The organism is Gemmatimonadaceae bacterium (assembly GCA_020851035.1).
GTDB lineage: Bacteria > Gemmatimonadota > Gemmatimonadetes > Gemmatimonadales > Gemmatimonadaceae > JACMLX01.
The window spans coordinates 278,822-305,433 of the sequence record JADZDM010000021.1 but is presented as its reverse complement, the minus strand read 5'-3'; the positions used below and the strand labels follow the sequence as shown (position 1 = coordinate 305,433).

Sequence of the window (26,612 nt, the reverse complement as noted above, 5' to 3'; positions counted from 1 at the left end):
TCCGGGAACCATCTGCCTGCCGCGTCCGGCCCCTCCCGCGCCCCCGCTCCTCGTGTCTCCTGCACCCGGCCTGACCCTCGTGACGGCGCGGCGCCTGACGCCGCTGCTGCACCACGTGGCGGACCTGCTGGCCTCCGATCCGCTGTCGCCGCTGGAACGCGAGATCATCGTCGTCCAGAGTCAGGGCATGCGGCGCTGGCTCACGCTGCAGCTGGCCGACCTGCAGGGGTGTGCGGGCTCGATCGACATGCCGTTCCCTGCCGCGTTCATGCACGACCTCGCCACCCGCCTCGGCGCCGACGGTGCGACGCGCGGACCGCAGGACGAATTCGCGCGCGACGTGATGACCTGGCGCATCGATGCCGCGCTGCGCGAGCTCCCCGACGATGCGGTGTTCGCCCCGTTGCAGGCGTACCTGCGCGGGAGCGACGACCGGGCGCGATTCGGGCTGGCCGAGCGCATCGCCGGTCGCTTCGACGACTACCAGCTCTATCGCGCCGACCTGCTGGCGGCGTGGGAATCGGGCGACGACACCCCCTTCACGGCGCACGCCGCCTGGCAGGCCGCACTCTGGCGCACGCTCTGCCGGGATGCGGGCGAGGGTGCCCGGCACGCCGGTGCGCGCCTGCACGAGGCGCTGCGCCGGCTGGAGGCCGGTGGACCGCGCGGGATCCGTCGCGTGACGGTGTTCGGCGTGAGCACGCTGCCGCCGATCTTACTCGAGCTGTTGGCCACGCTCGCCGAGCACGTGCCGGTCACGATCTGCTCCGCATCGCTCACTCCCGATACCCCGCACCCGGTGGCCACGTCACTCGGCATGCAGGGCCGCGAGTTCGTGGGGATGCTGCGCGAGCGTGGCGCGACGCACGTGGCGCTGCCCGACGCGAGTCCCGACACCATGGGGCTGCTCGGCCGGTTGCAGTGGGAGCTCGCCGGCGGCGGGGATGGCACGGCGCCGCTGGTGCTGCGTGCCGACGACCCGTCGCTGCGCATCCACAGCGCGCATGGCGAGGTGCGGCAGCTCGAGATCGTGCGTGACCAGCTCCTCGATGCCCTCGCGGCCGACCCGACCCTGCGGCCGCACGACCTGCTGCTGCTGGTGCCCGATGCGGCACTGTGGGCACCGCTGGTGGATGCGGTGTTCGGCGTGACGGATGCGGATGTCCCGCGCATTCCGTACCGGATCGCCGATCGCCCGGCGCGCGGTGAGGACCCTGCGGCCGAGGCGCTGGGGATGCTGCTCGAGCTGCAGGGGTCGCGGTTCGGGCACACCGAGGTGTTCGAGCTGCTGTCGCGTGCATTGGTGCACGAGTCGGCGGGACTGACCGAGGCGCAGGTGGATGCGCTGCGCACGCTCACGTCGCGCGCGAACGTGCGCTGGGGCTACGACGCCACGGCGCGCACGTCAGTCGGCTTGCCGGCGTACGACGAGGCCACCTGGCGCGCGTCGCTCGACCGACTCGTGCTGGGCATGGCCATGGGCCAGGTGGACGACCTGGTGCTTGGCGTGCTGCCGTCGGCGGGGGACACGGCGGGTGATGCCGGTGCCGTGGCGCGGCTGGCCGCGTGGATCGACCGACTGGCCCTGATGCTCGACGGGTGGAACGCGTCGCGGCCGGTGGCGGCGTGGGTCGAGGCGATGCGCGAGGCGGTGGCGTTCACGATGGGCCCAGCCGCCGAGGATGACCCGCAGGCCATCGCGTCGGTGCTGTCGCTGCTGCTGCGCCTGGACCAGGTGACGGACGGTGCGAGCTACGACGACGTGGTGCCGTTCGGCGTGGTGCGCGACTGGTTGCAGCAGGAGCTCGAGGGCGATGGCTTTGGCAGCGGCTTCCTGACCGGCGGCATGACGGTGGCTGCGCTCAAGCCGATGCGCAGCCTGCCGTTCCGCGTGATCGCGGTGCTGGGGCTGGACGAGGGCATCTTTCCGCGCCGCGAGCGTCGCACGGCCTTCGACATGCTGGAGCACGAGCATCGCGCCGGCGACCGCGACCTGCGCAGCGACGATCGCCAGCTCTTCCTGGACCTGCTGCTGGCGACCCAGGACCGGATGATCCTGTCATACACGGGGCGGGCGGTGAGCGACAACACCCCGTCTGCGTCGTCGGTGGTGCTGGACGAACTGCTCGACCACCTCGACCGGCGCTCGGGTGGTGCCGCGCGGCAGGTGGTGCGCGTGGAGCATCCGCTGCAGCCGTTCTCGCACCGCTACTTCGAGGCGGGGCGCGATCCGCGACTCTTCACCTTCTCCACGGCGCACGCCCGCAGCGCGCAGGCCAGCCGCCAGGAGCGCCAGACCGAGCCGAAGTTCGTGACGGCGCCGATCGTGATGCCGCCGCCGGCCGCGACCGCGACCTTCGAGCTGTCGATCCGTGACCTGGCGGAATGCTGGTGCGATCCGTCGCGCTACTTCTGCCGGCATGCGCTGGGGTTCACCATCGGCGCCGACGACGGCGACGAGACCGGTGACGACGAGATGCTGATGCCGGACCGGATGGAGCAGGGCACGATCCGATCGGACATGCTGAAGGTGGCGCTCTCTGACGAGGCGGACGCCGACCAGCACATCCGCCTGCTGCAGGCTGCCGGTGGACTGCCACCCGGCGCGCTCGGCACGGCGTGGGGCGCGGCGTTGCATGAGCCGGTGCAGGAGGTGCTGGCGATGCTGCCGGTGGGCTACCCGGTGCAGGTGATGCCGGTGTCGGTGGCGTATGCTGACTGGCGGGTGAGCGGCACGCTGGACGGTGTGCGCGGCGACGTGCGGTACCTGCTGCGTGCCGGCGAGTTCCGCGCGAAGCACGAGATCCGCGCGTGGATCGAGCACATCGTGATGTGCGCCGCTGCCGAGCAGGGGGTCGGCGGCGCGATCCCGCAGGAGACGGTGCTGCTCGGCGTGGAGAAGAAGAAGGGGTGCGAGTTCGAGCGCTTCGCCGCGGTCCCGGAGGCCACGGCGTTGCTGGCCGAGCTGGTGGAGTGTGCGCGGCAGGGGCGCGAGTTTCCGCTGCCGTTCTTTCCGAACGCCGGAGCGGCGTGGCTGGCGGCGTACGTCAACAACGCCAACCCGAAGCGGCGCACCGAGCGCAACGCGCGCGAGGATGCGGTGGCCGCGTACTCGCGCAATGACGAGTACAGCCTGCCGGGCGACAGTGCCGACGTGCACGTGGACCTGTGCTTCCGCGGCGAAGATCCGCTGGACGAGCGCTGGCACGAGTTCGAGCACCTGGTGACGACGCTGTTCGGACCGCGCCTCCCGGGAGGCGTGGCGTGACGGCGCCCGTGCCCGGTGGCGTGATGCTGCCGTTCGATTCGCTCACCGTGCCGCTGCTGGACGGCGTGACGCTGGTCGAGGCGAGCGCCGGCACCGGCAAGACGTTCGCCATCACGCGACTGGTGCTGCGCCTGCTGCTGGAACAGCGCGTGGCGTCGCTGTCGGAGATCCTGGTGGTCACCTTCACCGAGAAGGCCACGCAGGAGCTGGTCACGCGCATTCGCACCGTGCTGCGGCGCACCGATCGCATCTTCAGCGACGCCGCGGCGGTCGCGGCACCGGGCGAGGACGACCTGTTCGCGCTCCGCGACCAGCATGGTGAGGCGGGCGCACGGATCATCCGTGATGCCCTTGGTTCGATGGACGACCTGGGCGTCTCGACGATCCATGGCTTCTGCCAGCGCGTCCTGGCCGAGAGTGCGCTGGAGACGCGGGTGCCGTTCCGCACCACGTTCGTGGAGGACGAGACCGAGCCGCTGCTGCGAGCCGCGCTCGACTGGACGCGGCTGCGCGCGCTCGCGGATGTGGACGCAGCGCGACAGCTGGTGGCCGCCGCGCGCCCGCTGCACGACCTCGTGAAGGCGTTCGTGGTGCCGTTCCGCCGGCAGGCCTCCACCACCCTCGAGCTCGAGGCCACCGACCCGTCGCAGCTGCTGGCGGCAGACTTCACGCGCACGGTCAGCGGGGCGTTCGATCGCGAGAAGCAGCGTCGCCACCTGTTCGGCTTCGACGACCTGCTGCGCAGCCTCTCGCGTGTGCTGCGCGACGAGGGCCCCGATGGTGCGCTCGCGCGGCGGATCCGTAGCCGCTATCGCGCTGCACTGATCGACGAGTTCCAGGACACCGACGACACGCAGTTCCCGATCTTCAAGATTGCATTCGACGGCTGCCCGCTGTTCCTGATCGGCGACCCGAAGCAGTCGATCTACCGCTTCCGCGGCGCCGACATCGGCGCCTATCTCGAGGCGTCGGTATCGGCCACGCACCGCTACACGCTGCTGCGCAACTTCCGCAGCACGCCGGCCACCGTGAGGGCCGTGGGGCAGCTGTTCACCCGCGCGCCGCGCCCGTTCCGCTACGAGGACGACCGGATCGGGTTCCCGCTGGTCACTGCGGCGACCGCACCCGAGCCACCGGCCGCCCTCGCCACCGATGGCCGCGCCGCGCTGCACTGGTGGTGGGTGGACCGATCGCTCAACAACGACAAGCCGGTGAGCAAGGACACCGCCCGCTCGATCATCCTGCGGGCGACGGCGAACGAGATCGTGCGGCTGCTCGGGGCGAAGGTGCCGAGCCGGTGCATCGCGGTGCTGCTGCGCGCCAACAGCGAGGCGCGCGAGATGAAGCGCGAGCTGGATGCCGCCGGTGTGCCGGCCGTCATCAGCGGCGCCGATGACGTGCTCGACTCCGACGAGGCCAATGAGATCGCGCGACTGGCTGCAGCGATCGCCTCGCCGTACGACCACCGCGACGTGGCGTCGGCGCTGGCCACGCGGCTCTGGGGCAGCGATGCGAGCGAGATCGCCGGCGCGGTGGGTGACGGCGGCGAGCTGGAATGGAGTCGCATCACCGACCGGTTTGCCGCCCTGCGCGAGCTGTGGCGCTCGCGTGGCGTGTCGGCGGCGCTCGGCGCCGTGCTGGCGGAGCGGCGCACGGCCGAGCGCCTGCTCGCCACGCCCGATGGCGAGCGACGCATGACCAACGTCCGTCACGTGATCGAGCTGCTGCACGACGCGAGCGCCACCGACGGCGTGAGCCTCGAGTCGGTGGGGGCGTGGCTGGCGCGCGAGCGCACCGTCGCCAATACGCCGGGACGACGCGAGCTGCGCCTCGAGACCGACAGCGAGGCGGTGCAGCTGCTCACCATCCACAAGGCGAAGGGGCTGGAGTTCGACATCGTCTTCTGCCCGACGCTCTGGAACAGCTACGGCGAGCGTGCCGGCCCGTTGGGCCTGATGCCCGCCAGTGCACGCACTGCCGACGGTGATGCGGTGCTGGACCTGGGCTCGGCGCGCCATGCGGCGCGACTGGCCGCGATGCGCGCAGAGGACGAGGCGGAGATGCAGCGCGTGGCGTACGTGGCGCTGACGCGTGCGGTGCACCGGTGCTACGTGGCGTTCGGCGAAATCGGACGTGGTGATCCCGTGAGCGCGACAGCGAAGAAGGCAAAGGCGAGCGGTGCGGCGGTGGCCGGTGCGCCGGATGCCGCCAGCAAGTCGGCGCTCGGCTGGCTGCTGCGCCCGGAGCAGGACGGTGTCTCGCGCCTGGACGTGCTGCAGGCGCTGGTCGCCGACTCCGACGGCACGATGAGCCTCGAGTCACTGGACTGGCAGGAGGTGGAGTATGCCGAGCCAGCGGGCGACGACGCGCCGGACCGCGGTGCGACACCGCTGTCGCTGCCGCGTGGACAGCTGGACACGTGGCGCCTGAGCAGCTTCACCGGACTGGTGTCCGATGCACACACCGAGGCGACGCGCGACGTGGCCGATGTTGCCGTGCTGCCCGAGGTGGTCACGCCGCCCACGGGGTTCCGCGCATTCCCTGCCGGCACGCAGGCCGGTATCGCGCTGCACGACATCTTCGAGCGGCTCGACTTCACGCGCGCCGACGATGACGCGGTGCGCACGATGGTTGCGCGCTCGTTGCTGGCGCACGGGCTTGCCGGCGGCGACGACATTGCCGAGTCGCGGCTGGACGACGTGGTGGCGATGGTGCGCCGGACGTGCAGCGCGCCGATCCCCGGTGCCGGCTTCGCGCTGGCCGATGTGCCGAAGTCCGCCTCGCTCCGGGAGTGGCGGTTCGACCTGTCGGTGCAGACCACGTCGGTGCGGCGCGTCGCCGACGCGCTGGAGGCGCACGGATCACCGCATGCGCGTGCCTACGCGCCGGTGCTCCGCACGCTGCGCGAATCGTCACTGCCGGGCTACCTGGGCGGCGTGATCGACCTCGCGTTCGAGCATGAGGGGCGTTGGTGGATCGTGGACTGGAAGTCGAACCAGCTCGGTGCCGCCGACAGCCGCTACGAACCCGGCGTGATGGGTGAGGTGATGATGCAGGCGCACTACACGCTACAGTACCACATCTACCTGGTGGCGCTGCATCGGCTGCTGCGCGTGCGCGTGCGCGACTACGATCCCGCACGCCACTGGGGCGGCGTGGCATACGTCTTCCTCCGCGGCATCGATGGCGAGGGGGAGCGTGGCTGGTTCCGCGACACGCCCACGCCGGCGCTGCTGCAGGCGCTGGACGACGCACTGGGGCGGCGCACATGAGTGACGAGACGGTGACCGTGCCCGACGCGCTGGTGCTGCTGCGCGAGCTGCCCGACGTGGACCCGGCGGATGCGCAGCTGGCCGGCACGCTGGTGCGGCGTGGTGCCGAGTCGGGTGAGCGCGGGGTCGCGATCCTGCTGGCGGCGCTGCTGGTGAGCCGCGCGCTGCGCGACGGGCACAGCGCGATCACGCTGCCGCAGCTCGCGCGACAGGCGGGCGACCTGCAGGGGGCGGCTGGTCATGCGGGGCTGGCCGCGCTGCCGCTGCGCGACGAGTCGTGGTGGCGCGCACAGCTCGGCGCGTCGCCGCTGGTCGGCGATGGCACCACCCGCGCGCCGCTGGTGCTGCACGGCGCCCTGCTGCAGTTGCATCGCTACTACGCCGCCGAGCAGCGGATCGGCGGCGCGATCGTGCGGCTGCTGCGTGAACCGCTGGTGGACGGGGTGCCTGCGTTTTCGATCATCACCGGCGGTCCCGGCACCGGCAAGACGACGCAGGTCGCGCGGACTCTGGTGGCGATGGTGCAGCAGCGGCCGGGCGTGCGCGTGGCCCTCGCCGCTCCCACCGGCAAGGCGGCCGCGCGACTCACCGAGTCGATCCGCCTGCAGGTCGCCGCCGCTGGCGCAGCGCTGCAGGCCGACGACGCCGTGCTGCGCGCGCTGGGGGGCCTCGAGGCCAGCACGCTGCACCGGTTGCTGCGCTACAGCGGCGACAGTGACACCTTCCGTCGCAACGCCGCCGAGCCGCTGGAGCACGACCTCGTGGTCGTGGACGAGGCGAGCATGGTGGACGTGCTGATGCTCGACGCGCTGCTGAACGCGCTGCGTCCCGGGGCGCGACTGATGCTGGTGGGCGACCATCACCAGCTCTCGAGTGTCGAGGCGGGCGATGTGCTTGGCGTGCTCTGTCGTGCGGCGGAGGAGGCGGGGCCCGGTGCCCCGCTGCACGATGCCGTGACGCGCCTCACCACCAGCTGGCGGTTCGCGTCGCAGGCGGGAATCGGCGCGATGGCGACGGCGCTGCTCGACGGTGATGGTGGTGCGGCGGTCCACGCGGCGCGCGACGCGGCGCACGGCGACGTCGACCTGATCGAGCCCGCGAGCGTGCGCGATGCGCTGATCGCGCCGGTGATCCCGCACCTCGAGCGCTGCCTGGCGGCGACCACGGTGGAAGCGGCGCTGGATGCGCTGGAGGCGTTCCGCCTGCTCGCGCCGGAGCGCGAGGGGCGCCTGGGGGTGCGCGCGCTGAACGTGGCGGTGGAGCGATGGCTGGCGCGCCATGGTCGCCCGGTGACCGAGGCGTGGTACCACGGCCGCCCGGTGCTGGTGACCGCCAACGACTACGCCACGCGCGTGTTCAACGGCGACATCGGCGTGACGTGGAAGGAGGACGGGAACGTGGCCGTGCACTTCCGCGGCATCGATGGCGTGATCCGCAAGGTCGCGCCGGGGCGCCTGCCGTCGGTCGAGACGGCCTGGGCGATGACCGTCCACAAGTCGCAGGGCTCGGAGTTCGACGACGTGGTGGTGGTGCTGCCGCAGGACGAAAGCCGGGTGATGAGCCGCGAGTTGCTCTACACCGCCGTGACGCGCGCGCGGCGCTGCGTCACGCTGCTGGGCACCGAGGCGGCAGTGCGCGCGGCAGCCGCGCAGGTGGTGCGACGCACGAGCGGGCTGGCGGCGCAGCTGCAGGGCTGAGCCGTACCGAGTGGCGTCGGGAAGGGAATGCCGCGAAACTCACCCGTTCCCCGGGGCGTACCGAGCTCAGTACCGCCGGTGGACGCCCTCGACCTGGAGCCCGTCATGACCCGTCGCCCGACCTTCCGCACGCCGCTGCTGGCCCTCTCGCTGTGCGCCCCCGCGCTGCTCGAGGCACAGGCCGCGCGCCTGCCCGCCGCCGCGCAGGTGCGCCGCGTGGCCGACTCGCTGGCCCGCGCCTTCATCGCGCACAACGATGCGCCAGGCACGGCGATCGCCATCGTGCGCGGCACCGACACGCTGCTGTTCCACGGCTACGGCAGCGCGAACCTGGAACTCGGCGTGCCGGTGGCCGTGACCTCGGTGTTCCGCGTCGGGTCGGTCACCAAGCAGTTCACGGCGTCGGCCGTGATGCAGCTGGTGGAGATCGGGACGCTGTCGCTCGCCGATTCCATCGGGCAGTGGGTGCCGAACCTGCCGGCCACCTGGCGACCGATCACCATCACGCAGCTGCTCAACCACACCAGCGGCATCCCGAGCTACACCGAGGCCGGTGAGTCGTGGATGAAGCGCTGGGGCGAGGAGATGACGGGTGCCGACATCGTCGCGCTGACCGCAGACAAGCCGTTCGACTTCGCGCCGGGCACCTCGTGGAAGTACAACAACACCGGCTACGTGCTGCTCGGCATGCTGCTCGAGGCGCGCATGGGGCACGGCTGGGGCGACGAGTTCACGCGCCGCTTCTTCACGTCGCTCGGCATGACGCGCACGCGCTACTGCGAGGTGCAGCCGCTGATCGCGGGTCGTGCGGCGGGGTACTCGCGAAACGAGAAGGACGAGTGGGTCAATGCGCGCTACCTGGCCATGTCGCAGCCGGCCGCGGCCGGCGCGCTCTGCTCCACGATTGGCGACATGCTGACGTGGAACCGGGCGCTGCATGGGGGCACGGTCGTGACGCCGGCGAGCTACACCGCGATGACGACGCCCGCCGGTTCCGCCGTGCCCCGCGGCTACGGCTTCGGGCTCGGCGTGGATTCGGTCGACGGCCATCGCGTGATTTCGCACAGCGGCGGCATCCCCGGTGCGCTCACCGCCAACATGTGGGTGCCCGAGGCGCAGCTGTCGGTCACCGTGCTGACGAACGGCGACTTCCGGAACCCCGACCCGCTGGCCAAGCAGCTGGTGCGCGCCGCGCTCGGCCTGCCGCTGGACGTGCCGCCCCGCGGCGTGACGCTCACCGCTGCCGCACTCGCATCGTACACCGGCGAGTTCGACGTCACCATCGACGGCCCGCACGTGTTCAAGATCTACGTGCAGGACGGGAAGCTGTACGGCATGATGGACGTCCAGACCCCGGAGTTGCTCATCCCGCTCGGCAACGACACCTTCGCGGTGACATTCAACAAGGATGTCCGCCTGACGATCACCATGGACGGCGGCAAGGCGGCGGCGCTCACGTTTGGCCGTCCTGACTCCGTCGGCTGGACCGGGAAGCGCAAGCCCTGATCCGTTGCGTCATGCCGCTGCGGTTGCTGTCACTGCACGCACCGCCCCCGCGGATCCGGCTTCGGCTTGTCCACCACCACGCGGTGGTCCAGGTTCGCGAGCGCCGTGGCGGTGCCGTGGACGAGGCGCGAGATCTGCGTCATGCGGTCGTAGTCGATGTACTGCGGCTCGTCGGTCACCTGGTGGTAGTCGGCGTGGCCGCCGGTGGTGAAGAAGACGATCGGGATGCCGTAGCGCGCGTACTCGTAGTGGTCGCTGCGGCAGTAGATGTTCTGCGGGTGCCCGTCGGCGTCGATGCTGTAGTCGAAGCGCAGTCCCAGGCGGTCGCGAAGGTTGACGCGCTCCACCATGTCCCCGAGCTCCGTGGACAGCCGCCGTGCGCCGACGAGCTGCACGTAGCCGGGACCACCGTGGATCGGCTCGCCGGCCTTCGTGACGCCGGTGAAGTCGCCGGCCCCACCGCGGCCCACCATGTCCATGTTGAGCTGCGCGACGATCGACTCGCGCGGCACCGTGGGATGGTCGGTGAAGTACGCCGACCCGAACAGCCCCATCTCCTCGGCCACGTGCCAGACGAACAGGATCGAGCGCTTCGGGCGCGTGGGGGCGGTGGCGAAGCGCTCCGCGATCTCCAGCACGCTCATCGACCCCGAGCCGTCGTCATCGGCGCCGTTGTAGATCGAGTCGAGGCGGGCGCCGCGCACGGCGCGCAGTGAGTCCTTCATGGCGTTGATGCGGGCCCAGTCGGCGGCAGTCGGGTTGGGCCGGCGGTTGTCGGCGCCCTGCGGCGCGGCGATCCGCATGAACGCGTAGAGCGAGTCATGGTCGACCGGCTGGTCGGTGGTGCCGACGTGGTCGTTGTGCGCGCCGATCGCGATGTACTCGTTGCGCAGCACCGGGTCCGACCCGCGCAGGATCGCGATCACGTTGCGGCCCGGCGCATCCTGCATGTCCACCAGCACCTGGCCCTCCACCGCCGCGCCGGCCTGGCCGGTGCGCGCGGAGTCCACGTCCACGCCGAGCATCGCGCGGGCCATGCCGGTGCTGATGTAGAGGTACGACGGCACGCGGGTGGTGTCGGGAGCACCCTTCGGCATCACCAGCGAGCCGCGGTAATTCGCGTCCACGAAACCGGGAGGCGCGTAATCCATGCTCACCACTGCGATGGCGGCGGCGGTGAAGTAGCGCCGGGTGAGGATCTGGCGGTTGATCAGGAGGTGTCCAGGCTTGCCGCTGGCATCGCGGCCGGTGCGCATCACCACCACGCGTCCCTCGGCCAGGTGCGGGGCGAGGTACGACGCCGTGTCACCGAAGGTGCCGCCATAGATCGCGAGGGCACCGGCCAGCGGGCGCGCGACCGTACCCTGGTCGCGTGGCGCCCAGTCCTTCCACAGTTCGTACATGGTCGTGCCGACGCGCAGCCACGACGTGCCGGCGATCGCACGCGTCATCAGCGCCGACTGGAACCAGGTGCCGTTCTCGCCCGCCGGCTCCAGGCCCAGCTTCTGCAGCTCGGCCGCGATGAAGTCGGTGCCCTTGTCGTTCCAGGCCGTCCCGGCCTCGCGACCCATCATGCTGTCATCGGCGAAGCGGTAGAGCCGCGTCATCAGGTCGCCGGGGACGATGGCCGGCACGGTGGCTGGGCCGACGTACGTGCGCGGCAATGGCGCACGCACCGCAGTGGCACGCCGTGACGGTGCCTGGCGGCCGGTGCGCGGCACCTGCGCCAAGGCACCGGAGGCCAGCAGCAGGGTGAGCGTCGCTGCGGTGGCGAGGCGGGTTCGTGAGGAACGCATACGATGTCGGATCGGGGAGGAAGGCGGGGTGGTGACAGAGCGCAGGGCTCGCCGGGAAAACAGAATGCCGTTCACGGGGATCCCGCAACCGGCGCTGCCCCGGTGGCGTTGGACGCCGGCCGGGGCAGCCTGGTTGCTTCCGTCACTGTGCGCGGGTGCCGCGCCGGCCCTACGACGCCAGCGCGTAGAACAGGTCCACGTACGACTTCACGGCGCCATCCATGCCGGCCACCCTGGGATTGGCCGACTCGATCAGCCAGTACTCGTCCGGGGCATGCGCGCCGGCGCCGTGGCCGAGTCCGAACTGGCCGGCGGGCAGGTTCAGCGGTGCCCCGGTGAACGTCACGCCAGGCCAGCTGCCGGCGAGGCGCGGCCAGAGCAGCGGATCCACACCGGACTTCCGGTACGTCGCGAGCTGCGCCTGGACCAGCTTCGAGGCCGGGTCGGTCTCCGTGGGATCGTAGCCACCGCTCATGTTCACCTCGATGTCGCCGAAGCCCTTCTTCGCGAGATGGGCCTTCACCAGCGCCAGCGTGCCGAGGGCCGTCATGTCCGGCACCAGCCGCATGTCGATCTTCGCGACGGCGCGGTGCGGCAGGATGGTCTTGCCGCCCTGGCCGGTGTAGCCCGCCACCAATCCCTCGATGTTGATGGTGGGCTGCGAGACGAGGCGCACCAGCGAATCGTGCCACGATTCGTCGGCGAACCAGTGCTGCACGCCGAGGGCCCGCTTGGTCCCCGCCTCGTTCTTCTTCGGGATCGAGGCCTCGAGGATCGCGCGCTGCGGCGCGGTGAGGGGCTTCACCCGGTCGAAGAACCCTTCCACCGCCGGCGTGTGGCCATCGGCCTGCACCAGCGTGTTGAGGGCCTGCACGAGGTGCCAGGCTGGGCTGTCGAGCTGCGCGTTCAGGCTGGAGTGCACGTCGAGCCGCGGCCCGCGGCCCCACTTCTCGCCGGTGGACACCAGCTCCAGCTCCACGATCCCCTTCGCGCCGAGGTTCACCTCCACTGCGCCATCCAGCGACTGGCTGCCGAGCGGGATGATGATGCCCACGCACTTTTTCAGCGCGGCCAGCACGTCGGGGCGGTTCACCACCTGCGGGAAGTTCGGTGAGCCGATCTCCTCCTCGCCCTCGCAGACGAGCGTGATGTTCACCGGCAGCGTCTTTCCGGCCGCACGGAACGCATGCAGCGCGGCGAGGAATGCCGTCTGCGGCCCCTTGGTGTTCGTCGCACCGCGGCCGACGCAGATCTTCCCCACGCCGGGTCGGTCCACCAGGCGTCCCTCCAGCGGCGGCGAGCTCCACTCGGCGGGGTCGTACTGCTTCACGTCGTACATGAAGTAGACGCCGAGCGTGGTGGGAGCACCGACGTCGAAGGTGGCGAACACGCCGGGCTTGCCGGCTGTCGGCACGAGCTCGACGCGCTGGAACCCCGCGTTCCGCGCGAGCTGGGCCATGTACTCGGCGCCCTGCGGATAGCCGCGGTTCTCGGCGGCGATGGCCGGAAGCGCGATCCAGTCCTGGAGCATCTTCACCGTCGCGTCGTGCTGGCGAGGGATCTGGGCGGCGACGGCGTCCTGGTCGGGGCCGTCCATGCCGAGGACGGGGGTGGCGCCGAGGGAGATGGCGGCGGCACTCGCGAGGATTCCGGCGACGAAATCGCGCCGGGTGACCTCCGCGTGCGCATCGTCCTGCGGTCCAGCATGGTTCGTGGGCATGCCTGCTCCAGGTGGGGTCGTGGGGTGGGGCGTAGTGCCGATACTACGAGTGGTGCCGGGCCGGCGCTGGCGTGTGCGGCGGGCCGGACGGTGGGCGAACGCCGGGCGTGACTTGACGTCCAATATATTCGTCTATATGTATATGTGAACGTAATTGAGCTGGACGCCGCCCCTGGGTGGCGCCGGATGCACCCCCTCGCTGCTGCCCCGGAGTCCGCAATGCCTCGCTCACCCGTGCTCCTCCTCGCCGCCCTCGTCGCGCTGCCGGGCCTGGCCCGCGCGCAGGCGGCGCCGACGGCACCGGTTGCACCGCTCTCGCTCGCCGATGCGCTGCGGGAGGCCGACGGGCACGCCTTCGGCAACCGCCTCGCCGCCGCCGCCACCGACCAGCGCCGCGCCGGCGCCCGCCTGCCGCTGAAGGGCATCCTGCCCAGCGCGCGCGTGGAGTCGGGACTGGTGCGCACCACCGACCCCATCGGCGCCTTCGGGGCCACGCTGCGCCAGCGCAGCATCAGCGCTGCGAACTTTGATCCGGCGCGCCTGAACGCCCCGGCCCCGGTGAGCACCGTGCAGGGCGCGCTGGTGGTCGAGATGCCGTTCTTCAACGCCGACGCCTGGCTCGGCCGGCGCGCGGCCCGCGCCGCCGTCAGCGCCACGGAGTCGGGTGGCGCGTGGACCGCCAGCACCATCCGCGCCGACGTCGTGCGCGCCTGGTTCGGCGCCCTCCTCGCCGACGAGAAGGTGCGCACGCTCGACGCCGCGCAGCAGGCGGCGCATGCCGCCACGCAGCAGGTGGAGTCGATGGTGCGCCAGGGCGTCGTGACCAAGGCCGATGCACTGCAGGCCTCGGTGCACGAGCTGGACCTCACCGCGCAGCGCCTCGCGGCCGCGGATGCCGCCGTCACGGCCCGCGCTGCCCTCGGCATGTTGCTGGGCCGCAGCACGCAGGCGGCGCCGGCGATCACCGGCGCGCTGCCGTCCGACAGCGCGCTCCGCGCATTCGCTGCCCGCGACACGGGGCCCGCCGCCGGCGCGACGCAGCGCACCGACGTCCGCGCGGCGCTGGACGGTGTGCAGGCGGCGTCGGTGGACCTGCAGCGCGCGCAGAGTGCCTTCCTGCCGCGCCTGAACGGCTTCGCCCGCTCCGACTGGTTCACGCCGAGCACGCCGTTCGGCGGCAAGGCCAGCTGGACCCTCGGCGTGATGGCCTCCTGGTCGCTGCCGTCGATGGGCGGGGAGCTGGCCGAGGTGCAGGCGGCACGCGCGCGTTCGCGCAGTGCGTCCGCCGGCCGTGATGCGGCGCTGGCCCAGGCACGCCTGGAATCCGACGCCACGCAGCGTGCGCTGACGGTGGCACTGCTGCGGCTGGATCTCGCGGCGCAGGCCGGTGTGCAGGCGCGCGAGGCGCAGCGACTGGTCGCGCGACGCTACGCCGGTGGCCTGGCCACGGTGGCGGAGCTGCTCGGCGCCACCGCGGGCGCGACGCAGTCCACGCTCGCCCACGCCGCCGCGCGCTTCGCGGTGATCGACGCCATCGCGGCACGCCGCCTTGCCATCGGTGCCGATCCCGGCGCCCTCGCCTCACTCGTCGCCACCCCATGAGCGCCGCTGCCATGCCCTCCCCACACGCCGCCACACCTCACCCTGCCCACGGCCACGGCCCGATGACACATCGCACTGCTTTCGCCCGCACCGGCGGCACGCTCCTCCTGCTCGCCACCACGCTCGCCGCCTGCTCCAAGGCACCCGAGACGGCGCACGCCCCTGACGCGGCCGCTGCGCCGGCGCGCCAGGCCGGCGCGGCGCTCACCGTGCGCGACACGATGATCGCCGGCGTGGTGGAACTCACCGGCGTGGCCGAGCCGATGCGGCAGGCCATGCTCTCCTCGAAGCTGATGGGCACCGTCATGGCGGTGCACGTGCGTGAGGGTGACGTGGTGCGGCAGGGGCAGGCCCTGCTGGACATCGACGCGCGCGACCTCTCGGCCCGTGCCACGCAGGCTGCCGCGGCGCTGGCCGATGCGCGCGCGATGCACGCCGACGCCGGCACGCAGGCCGCGCGGATACGCGCCCTCTACGCCGACAGCGCGGCCACGCAGGCGCAGTTCGATGCGTCGCAGACGGGGCTGGCCCGCGCCGCCGCCGCCGTGCGCGCCGCCGAGGGCGGCGTGGCGGAAGTGGATGCGATGCGGAGCTACGCGACGGTGCGGGCGCCGTTCGGCGGCGTGGTCACGTCGCGGATGGCGGATCCCGGCGCCTTCGCGGCACCGGGTGCACCGCTGCTGGTGGTGCAGGACGTCTCGTCGCTGCGCATCACGGCGAGTGCCGGTGGTGACGTGGTGCGGACGGTGCGCCGCGGGCAGGTGCTCAGCGCCACCATCGCCGGTGAGCCGGTGAGTGCCACCGTCGAGGGGGTGGTGCCGGGATCGGTGGGCAACCTCTTCAGCGTGAACGCGCTGGTGGGCAACCCGTCGGCCACCCGTCGTGCCGGCAGCAGCGCCGTGCTCCGCATCGCCGGCGCCGAGCAGCGCGGGCTCCTGGTGCCGGCGCGCGCGATCGTGCGTGACGGGGACCTGACCGGGGTGATGGTCCGCGGTGCCACGCGCGACGAGCTGCGCTGGGTGCGGCTCGGGACCGCGCGCGGTGACCTCGTGCAGGTGACCAGCGGCCTGACGGCCGGTGAGACCATCGTCGTGCCGCAGGCGGCGAAATGAGCAGCGAGCCGACGACGGGCATCTCGGGGCGCATCGCGAGGGCGTTCCTGCACTCGCGGCTCACGCCGCTCGCGATCCTCGCCTCGCTGGGCCTCGGGTTTCTCGGCATCATCGCCACGCCGCGTGAGGAGGAGCCGCAGATCTCGGTGCCGATGATCGACGTGATCGTCGCGCTGCCCGGGGCGACGCCGCAGGAGGCCGAGAACCTGCTGGCCCGCCCGGTGGAGCAGCGGATGCTGGCGCTGCCCGGGGTGGACCACGTGTACACCATGTCGGGCGACAACTACGCCATGATCACGGTGCGGTTCCGGGTGGGCGAGGACCAGGAGCGCAGCGTGACGCGGGTGCAGGCGGTGCTGGCGGCGTCGGCGGCCGAGGCCCCGCCCGGTGCGCTGCCGCCATCGGTGCGGGCCCACAGCATCGACGACGTGCCGGTGCTGACGCTCACGCTGCATGGCGCCGGCAGCGATGCCAACCAGCTCCGGCAGGTGGCGCTGCACCTGATGGACGAGATCCGCACGGTGCCCGAGGTGGCGGCGACGACGGTCACGGGCGGGTCGCCGAAGGAGCTGCAGGTGCTGGTGGATCCGGCGCGGCTGGCGGCCACCGGCACCACGCCGGGTGAGGTCGCGGCGGCGCTGCGCGGGGCGAATGCGCGGCTCCTGGCTGGCGAGTTCACGTCCAACGACAGCGTGCTGCGTGTGGCCGTCGGCGCGCCGGTGACGTCGGCGCTGGACGCCGCCGGCATCGTGGTCTCGTCGCGCAGTGGGGCGCCGGTGTACCTGCGCGACGTGGCCACCGTGCGCGAGGACTACGCCGATGTCACGTCGTACGTGTCGCACCGCGCGGGGAAGGGGGCGGCGGTGCCGGCGGTGACGATCGCCGTCTCGAAGCGGAAGGGGGCCAACGCCACCGCTGTGACCCATGCCGTGCTGCAGCGGGTGGACGAGTCGAAGGGCCGGCTGGTGCCGGCCGGGATCGAGGTCAGCGTCACGCGCGACTACGGCGAGACCGCCGGCGAGAAGGCGAGTGAGCTGATCCTGCACCTCGTGATCGCGACGCTGAGCGTGGCGCTGCTGATCTGGCTCTTCCTCGGCTGGCGCGAGGCGGTGGTGGTGCTGGTGGCGGTGCCGGTGACGCTCGCGCTCACGCTCTTCACGTACTACGCGCTGGGCTACACGCTGAACCGCATCACGCTGTTCGCGCTGATCTTCTCGATCGGCATCCTGGTGGATGACGCGATCGTGGTGGTGGAGAACGTATACCGCCACCTCGTGATGGGCGACCGGTCGCCGGAGCAGGCGACGGTGGATGCCGTCGACGAGGTGGGGAACCCGACGATCCTGGCCACGTTCACGGTGATCGCGGCGATCCTGCCGATGGCCTTCGTGAGCGGGATGATGGGGCCGTACATGCGGCCGATCCCGGTCGGCGCCTCGGTGGCGATGCTGGCGTCGCTGGCGGTGGCGTTCATCGTCACGCCGTGGCTGGCCTACCGGCTGCTGAAGGGGCACGTGGCCAACGCGCACGCCTCCACGGCGCACCCGCCGGAGGAAGGCGGGAAGATCGACCGCATCTACCGGCGCATCATGCTGCCGCTGATGCAGCGGCCCGGCCTGCGGAAGGGGTTCTATGCCGGCGTGCTGGTGCTGCTGCTGGGCAGCATGGCGCTGGTGCTGCTGCGTGCGGTGCAGGTGAAGATGCTGCCGTTCGACAACAAGAGCGAGTTCCAGGTGGTGCTGGACTTCCCCGAGGGCACCACGCTGGAGACGTCGAACCGGGCGGCCTCGGAGATCGCGGCGTTCCTCGGCACGGTGCCGGAGGTGGTGAGCACGCAGGTGTACGCCGGTGCCGCCTCGCCGTTCAACTTCAACGGCCTGGTGCGCCACTACTTCATGCGCAGCGGTGCCAACGTGGCCGACGTGCAGGTGAACCTGCTGCCGAAGGGGGACCGCAAGCGGCAGAGCCACGCGATCGCGGTGGCGGTGCGGCCGTCGGTGGACTCGATCGCGTCGCGGTACGGGGCCTCGGCGAAGGTGGCCGAGATCCCGCCCGGCCCGCCGGTGCTCTCCACGCTGGTGGCCGAGGTGTATGCGGCGGACGATGCGTCGCGGATCGAGGCGGCGGCGGCGGTGAAGAAGGTGTTCGAGGCCACGCCGGGCGTGGTGGACGTGGACTGGACCGTCGAGGCGCCGCAGGGGGAGCGCAGCTTCCGCGTGGACCGGGACCGGGTGGCGGCGTCGGGGGCGAGCGTGGAGCAGGTCACGCAGGTGCTCTACCTCGCCCTCTCGGGGGCGCCGGTCGGCATGATGCGCAGCGAGACGGCACGCGAGGCGGTGGCGATCGTGCCGCGGCTCGCGCTCGCGCAGCGGTCGAACGTGGAGGCGCTGCTGTCGCTGCCGGTGGCCACGGCGCGCGGCCCGCAGCCGCTGGGCCAGTTCGTGACGGTGGTGACCGGGGCGCGGGCCTCGGTGCGGATGCGCAAGGACCTGCGGCCGGCGATCTACGTCACCGGCGACGTCGCGCGCGAGATCGAGAGCCCGGTGTATGCGATCCTCGCCATGAACAGCCAGCTCGACACGCTGACGGTGCGTGGCGCGAAGATCGAGCGATACAACGCCGTGCCGCCGGTGACGGTGCGCGAGACGGCGATCAAGTGGGACGGGGAGTGGCAGGTCACGATCGAGGTGTTCCGTGACCTCGGCATCGCCTTCGCCATCGTGCTGCTGCTGATCTACGTGCTGGTGGTTGGCTGGTTCCAGAGCTTCACGATCCCGCTGGTGATCATGGCGCCGATCCCGCTCACGCTGGTCGGCATCCTGCCGGGCCATGCCATGAGCGGGGCGTTCTTCACCGCCACCAGCATGATCGGCATGATCGCGCTGGCCGGCATCATCGTGCGGAACTCGATCCTGCTGGTGGACTTCATCCAGCTCGAGGAGGCACGCGGGCGCCGGGTGGCGGATGCGGTGCTGGAGGCGGGGGCGGTGCGATTCCGGCCGATCGCGCTGACGGCGGCCGCGGTGGTGGTGGGTGGACTGGTGATGGTCCTCGACCCGATCTTCCAGGGCCTGGCCGTGGCCCTCATCAGCGGGGCGATCGTCGCAACGGCACTGACCATGGTGGTGGTGCCGCTCCTGTACTGGGAACTCGTGCGCCGGAGGGCGGATGTGCAATGACAAGGTGATCCGGCGGTTCGCCGGGACGTTCATCCTGCTGTCGGTGGCGCTGGGGTGGTTCGTGCACCCCGGCTGGTACGGCTTCACGGCCTTCGTCGGCCTGAACCTGCTGCAGTCGAGCTTCACCGGGTTCTGCCCGCTGGAGCGGATGCTCGGCGCCGGACGGTTGTTCGGCTGCAGCAGCCGGTAGGATCGGCTGCAAGGCAACGCGGGGCGGTGAGCAACAGCTCACCGCCCCGCGTCGTGTCTGCATCCCGGCGCCGTGGCGCCGCGGGGTCAGCGCCCCGCGATGACCTTCCGGCGCTCCGCCAGCTCGCTTTCCAGCCGGCCGCAGACCAGCTCGCAGAGCTTCAGCACGTCGCGGTCGGCGAGGGAATAGTGCACGTACACGCCGTCCTTCTCGCGTGCCACCAGGTTGTGGCCGAAGAGCACCGCGAGGTGTCGCGACACGTTCGCCTGCGCCATCTGCGTTGCCGCCGCCAGCTCGTTCACGGTGCGCGGGCCGCCGCGCAGCTCCTGCAGCAGGCGCAGCCGCGCGCAGTCGCTGAGTGCCTTGAAGCGGTCCGCGACGAGGTCGAGCAGTTCGGGGCCCATCCGCTTGGTCGCCATTCCCACCTCCACGTGAGTGCATACATGCGTAGGCATGAATATATAGGCCCCGGCGCCCGGCGGCAGAGGGGGGCGACGACGGGCGGGCGGTTGCCGAACCTCCCCGGTGACGCTACGTCTCTCAGGGCGCGCCAGCCGCGGCCGGCGCCGATGCGCACGCGACCCGCACCCCGGTCCTCCGACTCCCGACGCCCGCATGGTGCCCGACGCCCCCGAGACCCGCGACCGCTACCGGTACCTGACCACCATCGACACCCGGTGGATGGACAACGACGCGTACGGGCACGTGAACAACGTCGTGCACTACAGCCTGTTCGACACCACCGTGAACCGCTGGCTGGTGGAGCAGGGGCTGCTGGACGTGGCAGGGAGCCCGGTGATCGGGCTGGTCGTCGAGACGGCCTGCCGGTTCTTTGCCCCCGTCACCTTCCCCGACCGGGTCACCGTCGGCCTGCGCGTGGTGCACATCGGCACCAGCAGCGTGCGCTACGAACTGGCGCTCTGGCGCAACGACGAGCCCCTCGCCTGCGCGGCGGGCCGGTTCGTGCACGTGTACGTCGATCGTGCCACGCGGCGCCCGGTGCCGATCCCCGCCCCGGTGCGTGCCGCGCTCGAGCTGGTGCGCGCCACCGCGGTCGCCACCCCGCCCGCGACGGCCGCCTGAGCGCCCCTCACCCACCCTGCCGCACCGTGACCCGCATGCCTCCACGCACCCCGCGCACCCCGCGCACCCCGCGCACCCCGCGCACCCTGTACGCCGCGCTCACGATCCTGGTTGCCGCGCTCACGTTCCCCGGTGCCGCCGCGGCGCAGGGCGCCGGCGCGCCGGGCGCACAGCCGTCCGGTCCCGTGATCCAGAGCGCCGGGCCGTCGTTCCGCGTGGATGACCCGACCTTCGTCGTGCCGGCCAGCCACGAGTTCAAGGCGGTCTTCGAGATCCGCGTGGGCGGCGGTGACACGGTGAAGGTCAACGAGCAACTCGTCACCGCGGCGCGCTTCTACAACCTGCACGTACGGCACGGCTACGCCGAGCGACAGGTGCAGGCCGCCGCCGTCTTCCACGGCAGCGGATGGACCGCTCTGCTCAGCGACGCGGCCTTCGCCGCCCGCTTCGGCGGCAAGCCGAATCCGAGCCGCCGCCTGGTGGAGGAACTGCTGCAGCACGGTGCCCAGCTGGTGCTCTGCGGCCAGACGGCGGGTCGCGCCGGCGTGAAGCGCGAGGAGCTGCTGCCCGGCGTGACGGTGGCGCTGTCGGCGATGACCGCGCTGGACTTCCTGCAGTCCCAGGGATTCCGGTACATCCCCTGGTGACCTGACGCGTCAGCGCACGCAGGGCGCTGGCGGCACGCGATCGGCGGGATCGCCGCGTCGCGTCGCGATCACGGGGGCCTGGCTGGCGGTGGACCACGGCAGCGTCGGCCACCAGCGCTCCGCGTCATCGCCGGCGAGGCTCGCGGGTTCGACGCTCGCGCCGGGTCGCGGCGTGATGATGGCCACGCCCAGACAGCGGCCGGCGGCCAGCACGCGCTCGGCGGGTTCCGTCCAGCCGTGGCTCGCGAGCTTGAACAGCGCCCAGTGCACCGGGATCATCGCCTTCGCCCGCACGCGGCGGCTCGCCTCGACGGCCTGCTCCGGTCCCAGGTGCCAGTCCGGCCAGGCGGCGTCGTACTGGCCCGACTCGATCAGCGCCACGTCGAACGGGCCGTACCTGGTGCCGATCTCGCCGAGCGTCTCGTGCAGGCCGGTGTCGCCCGAATAGAAGGCACGGTGCGCCGGACCGAGTATGGCGTAGCCCGCCCAGAGCGTCTGATCGGACTGCGGTGACAGGCGTCCGGAGGCGTGGCGCGCGGGTGTCGCCACGATCTCCAGCGCGCCGACGCGCACCGGCTGCCACCAGTCCAGTTCCACGATGCGTGCAGGCGGAATGCCCCACGACTCGAGGTGCGCCCCGATGCCCAGCGGCACGATGAACATCGTGGTCCAGCCACGCATCGCCTGGATGGTGGCGCGATCGAGATGGTCGTAGTGGTCGTGCGAGATCAGCACGGCGTCGATCGGCGGCAGGCTGTCGAGCGCGATCACCGGCGGGAACCAGCGTTGCGGTCCTGCCCAGGTGACCGGTGACGGACGTGTGCTCCAGATCGGGTCGGTGAGCAAACGCACGCCGTCGATCTCGATCAGGCTGGACGAGTGGCCGAACCAGGTGACGCGCAGTCCCGACGCGGGGACCGCCAGCAGCGAGGACCGGGTCGGATGCACCACCGGCACGCCGGCGCTGTCGGGCACGGTGGCGGGTGGTGGATCGAGCAGGCGCGAGATGGCGCCGCCCATGTCGTTCCACATCGGCCCTGGATTGTGGAACCGGCCGTCGTGCCACTGCGGGGACTGCGTCATGTGCGACAGCCGTGCCCCCTCGGCGCCGTCGCCGAACGACTGCCATGCGCTGGCGACGGCCACGCCCCCTGCGAGCAGGAGTGTGGCCGCGATACGCCCGAGAAGTCGTCGCCAGCGCCGTGGCGGCCGGTCAGCCACGCGCGATGCTGTTGCGGCGCACCGCGCCTATTGCCGTTGGAACCGACGCGCGAGCTGCTCCATCCGCTCATCGCCTGCGAGCTCGGCCGCCTGCCGGATCTCCTCGGCATACGGGCGCAGCTTCGGCTCGCCCCAGTAGTAACCGGTGGCGCGCTCGGCGAGTTGCGTCTCGTCCACGCGGGTGGCTTCCAGCAGCGCGCGCGCAGCGGCGCGGTCGAAGCCCGGATCGTCGCGGTCGGGCAGGTCGTAGTGGCGGCGGGGCATCTCCCCTTCCGCGTCGTCCCTCAGGAACGCCATCGACATCGGTGTCTCTCCTCTGTGCCGTCGTCGGGCACGCTGGGCGCGCGCCGTCCCGGCAGCGTCGATCCCGTGAAATCTAGTGGCGTGCAATCGAAGTTCGGAGAGCACACAGCCGGATGGGGCGCCTGGTTGGCCAGGCGAAAACCGCAGCAATACCGGCGGTATAGAGAGGATCTTCAACGCCGCCAGCCGGAATGCTCCGACCGGCGACTGCTTCCGGAACTTCGATTACACGCCGCTGGTGTTCGCCGGGGCCTGGTGCCGGTGAGCCAGCACGCACATGCCACCGCTCGCGGCCGCTGGCGCGCCCGTATACTCCGGTGCGCAGGCGGACCGGCAACGCGGCCGTCGCCGGCGCGCGGTCTCCTGCCCGGGGTGCATGCATGGCGCAGTCGGTGGCGGACATCATCATCGTCGGTGCCGGACTGGCGGGCCTCGTCGCAGCCGCCGAGGCGGCGGATGCCGGACGCTCGGTGCTGCTCCTGGACCAGGAAGGGGAGCAGAATCTCGGCGGGCAGGCATTCTGGTCGCTCGGCGGGCTCTTCCTCGTTGACTCACCCGAGCAGCGGCGCCTTGGCATCCGCGACTCGCACGCGCTGGCGCTGCGTGACTGGATGGCCACGGCGGGCTTCGATCGCGACGACGATCACTGGCCGCGCCGGTGGGCGGCGGCGTACGTGGACTTCGCCGCCGGTGAGAAGCGCGCCTGGCTGCATGCACAGGGCCTGCGCTGGTTCCCGGCAGTGGGATGGGCGGAACGTGGTGCGGCCGGCGCCGGTGCCTCCGGCAACAGCGTGCCGCGGTTCCACGTGACGTGGGGCACCGGGCCGGCCGTGCTCGAGCCCTTCGTGCGCCGCGTGCGTGCCCACGCGGCCGCGGGGCGTGTGCAGCTGCGGTTCCGGCACCGGGTGACGGCGTTGCAGGTGACCGGTGGCGTGGTGCACGGCGTGAGCGGCGAGGTGCTCGAGCCCACGACGGTGGCGCGTGGCGCGGCGAGCACGCGCACGGTGGTGGGCGACTTCACCCTCCACGCCGGCGCCGTGATCGTGACGTCGGGTGGCATCGGCGGCAACCATGCGCTGGTGCGGCAGCACTGGCCGGTGGCGCGCCTTGGTGCACCGCCGTCGTTCATGCTCTCGGGGGTGCCGGAGCATGTGGACGGCCTGCTGCAGCAGGCGGTGCACGCCGCCGGTGCGCGGCTGGTGCACCCCGACCGGATGTGGCACTACACCGAGGGGGTGCGCAACTGGAGCCCGATCTGGCCGGCACACGGCATCCGCATCCTGCCCGGGCCGAGCAGCCTCTGGCTCGACCCCGAAGGCAAGCGACTTCCGTATCCGAACATCCCGGGTGCCGACACCCTCGGCACGCTGCAGCACATCGGCACCCACGGGCACCCCTACACCTGGTTCCTGCTCAACCGTGCGATCATCCGGAAGGAGTTCGCCCTCTCCGGCAGCGAGCAGAACCCCGACCTCACGGGCAAGAGCCTGTCGCTCACGCTGCGCCGGATCGGTCGCGCGGTGCAGGCGCCGGTGCAGGCCTTCATGGACCGGGGCGCCGACTTCGTGGTGCGGCGCACGCTGCCCGAGCTGGTGGAGGGCATGCGCGCCGTGGCGGGTGATGGCCGGCTGGATCACGACACGGTGCACCGCGAGGTGACCGACCGGGACGCGCAGGTGCACAACGTGGCCGGCAAGGACCCGCAGCTCGCCATCGTGCGGAATGCACGGGCACTGCTGAGCGAGCGGCTGGTGCGGGTGGCGCCGCCCGCGCCGCTGCTCGATCCGGCCGACGGCCCGCTGGTGGCCGTGCAGCTGCACGTGGTGACGCGGAAGTCACTCGGCGGACTGGAGACCGACCTGCAGGCACGGGTGCTTGGCGCCGACGGCCAGCCGATGCCGGGACTCTACGCGGCCGGCGAGGTGGCGGGCTTCGGTGGCGGCGGCGTGCACGGCTATCGCGCGCTCGAGGGCACCTTCCTCGGCGGATGCCTGTTCAGCGGCCGGGCTGCGGGCCGCGCGGCCGCGGGCGACGTGGGCGCGTGACGCCTGCCCGGCGTGCCACTGGCCGATCGAACGGCAGGCGGCTGCGGGACGGCGGTCGTAACTTTCACCCGGCCCCCGTTCCGTCGCGGGCCAGCCCTGTCCCGCCACCGTTCCACGCATGACCGACCAGCGACGTCTGAGCGATTCGGAGGTGTCTGCCGTGCTCGCGCGCGCCGCCGAGGTGAGCGAGTCGTCGGGGCTGACGGTGGCGCAGGTGCACGAGATCGCGCGTGACGTCGGCCTCTCCCCGGATGCCGTGACGCGCGCGCTGGAAGAGTCGGCCAGCGGGGCGCTGCGGCCGGCCACGCTCGAGCGCTCGGCGGGGCTGCCGGTCGGTGTGGCGAAGGAGGTGCTCCTGCCCGGCGTGCTCGGCGACGAGGCCTGGAGCGTGCTCGTCTCCACGATGCGTGCCACCTTCGCCGCGCGAGGCACCGAACATCGCGACGGCAGCGTGCGCGAGTGGCGCAATGGCGCGCTGCGCATCGCGGTGGAGCCGATCGACGGCGGACACCGGCTGCGCATGTCCACGCGCAAGTCGAGCGCGCTGGTGGCCCCGTTGATCGGCGGGCTCGGCGCGTTCATGTCCGCGGCGACCCTCGCCGCCGGCGGGACGGTGCGGCCTGGCCTGGCCCTCGTCGCGGCAATTCCCGCGGCCATCGGCGCGGTGCTCCTCGCATCGCCGTTCATCAGCCTGCCGCGCTGGGCACGCGAGCGCAGCGACCACTTCGACCGGATCGCGCGCGAGGCGATCAGCCTGGCGAAGGCAGCGACGGATCGACGTCTTCCGTCCAGCGCACCATCCCGCCCGCCAGCGACGACAGACGGCTGAAGCCGGCGGCCTGCAGCGTCCGCACCCCCTCGCTGCTGCGCATCCCGCTGCGACAGACGAGCACGATCTCGCGCGAGGCATCCAGCGTGTGGGCGGCGTCGGCGAGCGTGCGCAGCGGGATGTGGCGTGCGCCGGCGATCTGCGATACCGCCACCTCGCGCGGCTCCCGCACGTCGACGAGGTCGATCGCGTCACCGCGGGCGAGGCGGGCGGCCAGTTCGGCCGGCGTGATCTCGGGAACGGCACCGGTCGTGCTGCCGATGGCGGGCGTGCCGCAGAACCGGTCGTAGTCGATCAACCGGTCGATGGTGCGCGTGCCGCAGGCGGGGCAGGCGGGATCGCGCGAGAACTCCACGGTGCGGAACTGCATCGTGAGGGCATCGATCATCAGCAGCCGCCCGGCCAGCGTCTCGCCCACGCCGGTGATGAGCTTGATCGTCTCCACGGCCTGGATGGTGCCGATCAGGCCGGGCAGCACGCCGAACACGCCGCCCTCCGCACAGTTCTGCACCATGCCGGGTGGTGGCGGCTCGGGATAGAGGCAGCGATAGCAGGGTCCGTGCGGCGTGGCGAACACCGACGCCTGCCCGTCGAACTGGAAGACCGACCCATGCACGTTGGGAATGCCCAGCAGCACACAGGCGTCGTTCACCAGGTAGCGGGTGGCGAAGTTGTCGGTGCCGTCGATCACGATGTCCCAGCGGCGCATCACCTCCAGCGCATTCGCTGCCGTGAGCCACTCGCGGTACAGCGTGACCTGCACGTGGGGGTTGAGGTCGTGCAGCCGGTCGCGCGCCGAGTCGAGCTTCGGGCGGCCGACATCCTTCGTGCCGTGCAGCACCTGCCGCTGCAGGTTGGTCACGTCCACCACGTCGCCATCCACGAGGCCGATGGTGCCGACACCGGCGGCGGCCAGGTAGAGCGCGGTCGGTGAGCCGAGGCCGCCGGCGCCGACGAGCAGCACGCGCGCCGACTTCAGCCGTCGCTGGCCGTCGGTGCCGATCCCCGGCAGCGACAGGTGGCGCGCGTACCGCTGCCGCTCGTCAGCCGAGAGGGCGGGCAGCACGTCTGGCGCTGGTGCGGGACCGGGATCCATGGGCGGCACGATGAGTTTCGCGGCGAAATGACGTCCAAGGCTGGCG

Annotated in this window: 18 protein-coding genes; 12 read left to right on the top strand and 6 right to left on the bottom strand. The window is 71.9% G+C overall.

Annotated elements, in window-relative coordinates; translation table 11 throughout:
* Positions 1-52 precede the first annotated feature (52 nt).
* The 4 genes from IT355_14075 (at position 53) to IT355_14060 (ending at position 9,743) form a co-directional block, all read left to right on the top strand.
* Positions 53-3,268 (top strand): exodeoxyribonuclease V subunit gamma, encoded by a 3,216-nt coding sequence (locus IT355_14075; GenBank protein ID MCC7054391.1) that lies wholly within the window; start codon positions 53-55, stop codon positions 3,266-3,268.
* Complete coding sequence (locus tag IT355_14070) at positions 3,265-6,540, top strand: UvrD-helicase domain-containing protein (protein MCC7054390.1); 3,276 nt, start codon at positions 3,265-3,267, stop codon at positions 6,538-6,540. Before IT355_14075 ends, IT355_14070 begins: the two co-directional genes overlap by 4 nt.
* Entirely contained in the window at positions 6,537-8,237 is a 1,701-nt protein-coding gene (recD, locus tag IT355_14065; protein MCC7054389.1) for an exodeoxyribonuclease V subunit alpha, read from the top strand. The genes IT355_14070 and recD overlap by 4 nt, the downstream gene beginning before the upstream one ends.
* 105 nt (positions 8,238-8,342) lie before the next feature.
* Positions 8,343-9,743, top strand: a complete 1,401-nt coding sequence (locus tag IT355_14060; GenBank protein ID MCC7054388.1) for a beta-lactamase family protein — start codon at positions 8,343-8,345, stop codon at positions 9,741-9,743.
* Between the two features lie 29 nt (positions 9,744-9,772).
* Here the strand turns inward: IT355_14060 and IT355_14055 are convergent, their stop codons facing one another.
* Complete coding sequence (locus IT355_14055) at positions 9,773-11,539, bottom strand: M28 family peptidase (protein MCC7054387.1); 1,767 nt, start codon at positions 11,537-11,539, stop codon at positions 9,773-9,775.
* 169 nt (positions 11,540-11,708) lie between these two features.
* Entirely contained in the window at positions 11,709-13,259 is a 1,551-nt protein-coding gene (locus tag IT355_14050) for a M20/M25/M40 family metallo-hydrolase (GenBank protein ID MCC7054386.1), read from the bottom strand.
* A gap of 219 nt (positions 13,260-13,478) precedes the next feature.
* On the opposite strand from IT355_14050, the gene IT355_14045 reads away from it, so the two are divergent.
* From IT355_14045 to IT355_14030, 4 genes are all read left to right on the top strand, one after another.
* Complete coding sequence (locus IT355_14045; GenBank protein MCC7054385.1) at positions 13,479-14,861, top strand: TolC family protein; 1,383 nt, start codon at positions 13,479-13,481, stop codon at positions 14,859-14,861.
* A 62-nt stretch (positions 14,862-14,923) separates the two neighbouring features.
* On the top strand, positions 14,924-15,973 hold the full coding sequence (locus IT355_14040) for an efflux RND transporter periplasmic adaptor subunit (protein MCC7054384.1): 1,050 nt from the start codon (positions 14,924-14,926) through the stop codon (positions 15,971-15,973).
* Positions 15,970-19,152, top strand: coding sequence for an efflux RND transporter permease subunit (locus tag IT355_14035; protein MCC7054383.1), 3,183 nt, complete (start codon positions 15,970-15,972; stop codon positions 19,150-19,152). The genes IT355_14040 and IT355_14035 overlap by 4 nt, the downstream gene beginning before the upstream one ends.
* Positions 19,142-19,342, top strand: coding sequence for a DUF2892 domain-containing protein (locus tag IT355_14030; GenBank protein MCC7054382.1), 201 nt, complete (start codon positions 19,142-19,144; stop codon positions 19,340-19,342). The genes IT355_14035 and IT355_14030 overlap by 11 nt, the downstream gene beginning before the upstream one ends.
* 86 nt (positions 19,343-19,428) lie before the next feature.
* On the opposite strand, the gene IT355_14025 is transcribed toward IT355_14030, so the two are convergent.
* A complete protein-coding gene (locus IT355_14025) occupies positions 19,429-19,761 on the bottom strand; it encodes a winged helix-turn-helix transcriptional regulator (GenBank protein ID MCC7054381.1) in 333 nt (110 codons plus the stop codon).
* A 196-nt stretch (positions 19,762-19,957) separates the two neighbouring features.
* Between IT355_14025 and IT355_14020 the strand changes: the two genes are divergently transcribed.
* Both IT355_14020 and IT355_14015 read left to right on the top strand, forming a co-directional pair.
* Positions 19,958-20,425, top strand: a complete 468-nt coding sequence (locus IT355_14020) for an acyl-CoA thioesterase (GenBank protein MCC7054380.1) — start codon at positions 19,958-19,960, stop codon at positions 20,423-20,425.
* Between the two features lie 35 nt (positions 20,426-20,460).
* Positions 20,461-21,072, top strand: a complete 612-nt coding sequence (locus IT355_14015; GenBank protein MCC7054379.1) for a DsrE family protein — start codon at positions 20,461-20,463, stop codon at positions 21,070-21,072.
* 9 nt (positions 21,073-21,081) lie between these two features.
* Here IT355_14015 and IT355_14010 read toward each other — a convergent pair whose 3' ends face one another.
* Together IT355_14010 and IT355_14005 are read right to left on the bottom strand one after the other, a co-directional pair.
* Positions 21,082-22,155, bottom strand: coding sequence for an MBL fold metallo-hydrolase (locus IT355_14010; protein ID MCC7054378.1), 1,074 nt, complete (start codon positions 22,153-22,155; stop codon positions 21,082-21,084).
* Positions 22,156-22,320: 165 nt separating this feature from the next.
* Entirely contained in the window at positions 22,321-22,590 is a 270-nt protein-coding gene (locus IT355_14005) for a hypothetical protein (GenBank protein ID MCC7054377.1), read from the bottom strand.
* Positions 22,591-22,976: 386 nt separating this feature from the next.
* Here IT355_14005 and IT355_14000 point away from each other — a divergent pair, with 386 nt between their 5' ends.
* Together IT355_14000 and IT355_13995 are read left to right on the top strand one after the other, a co-directional pair.
* Positions 22,977-24,641: an FAD-binding dehydrogenase gene (locus IT355_14000; GenBank protein MCC7054376.1), complete on the top strand. Its 1,665-nt coding sequence runs from the start codon at positions 22,977-22,979 to the stop codon at positions 24,639-24,641.
* A gap of 118 nt (positions 24,642-24,759) precedes the next feature.
* Entirely contained in the window at positions 24,760-25,470 is a 711-nt protein-coding gene (locus IT355_13995) for a hypothetical protein (protein MCC7054375.1), read from the top strand.
* Here IT355_13995 and moeB read toward each other — a convergent pair.
* Complete coding sequence (gene moeB / locus IT355_13990; protein MCC7054374.1) at positions 25,391-26,566, bottom strand: molybdopterin-synthase adenylyltransferase MoeB; 1,176 nt, start codon at positions 26,564-26,566, stop codon at positions 25,391-25,393. The genes IT355_13995 and moeB overlap by 80 nt on opposite strands.
* Positions 26,567-26,612: the final 46 nt, after the last annotated feature.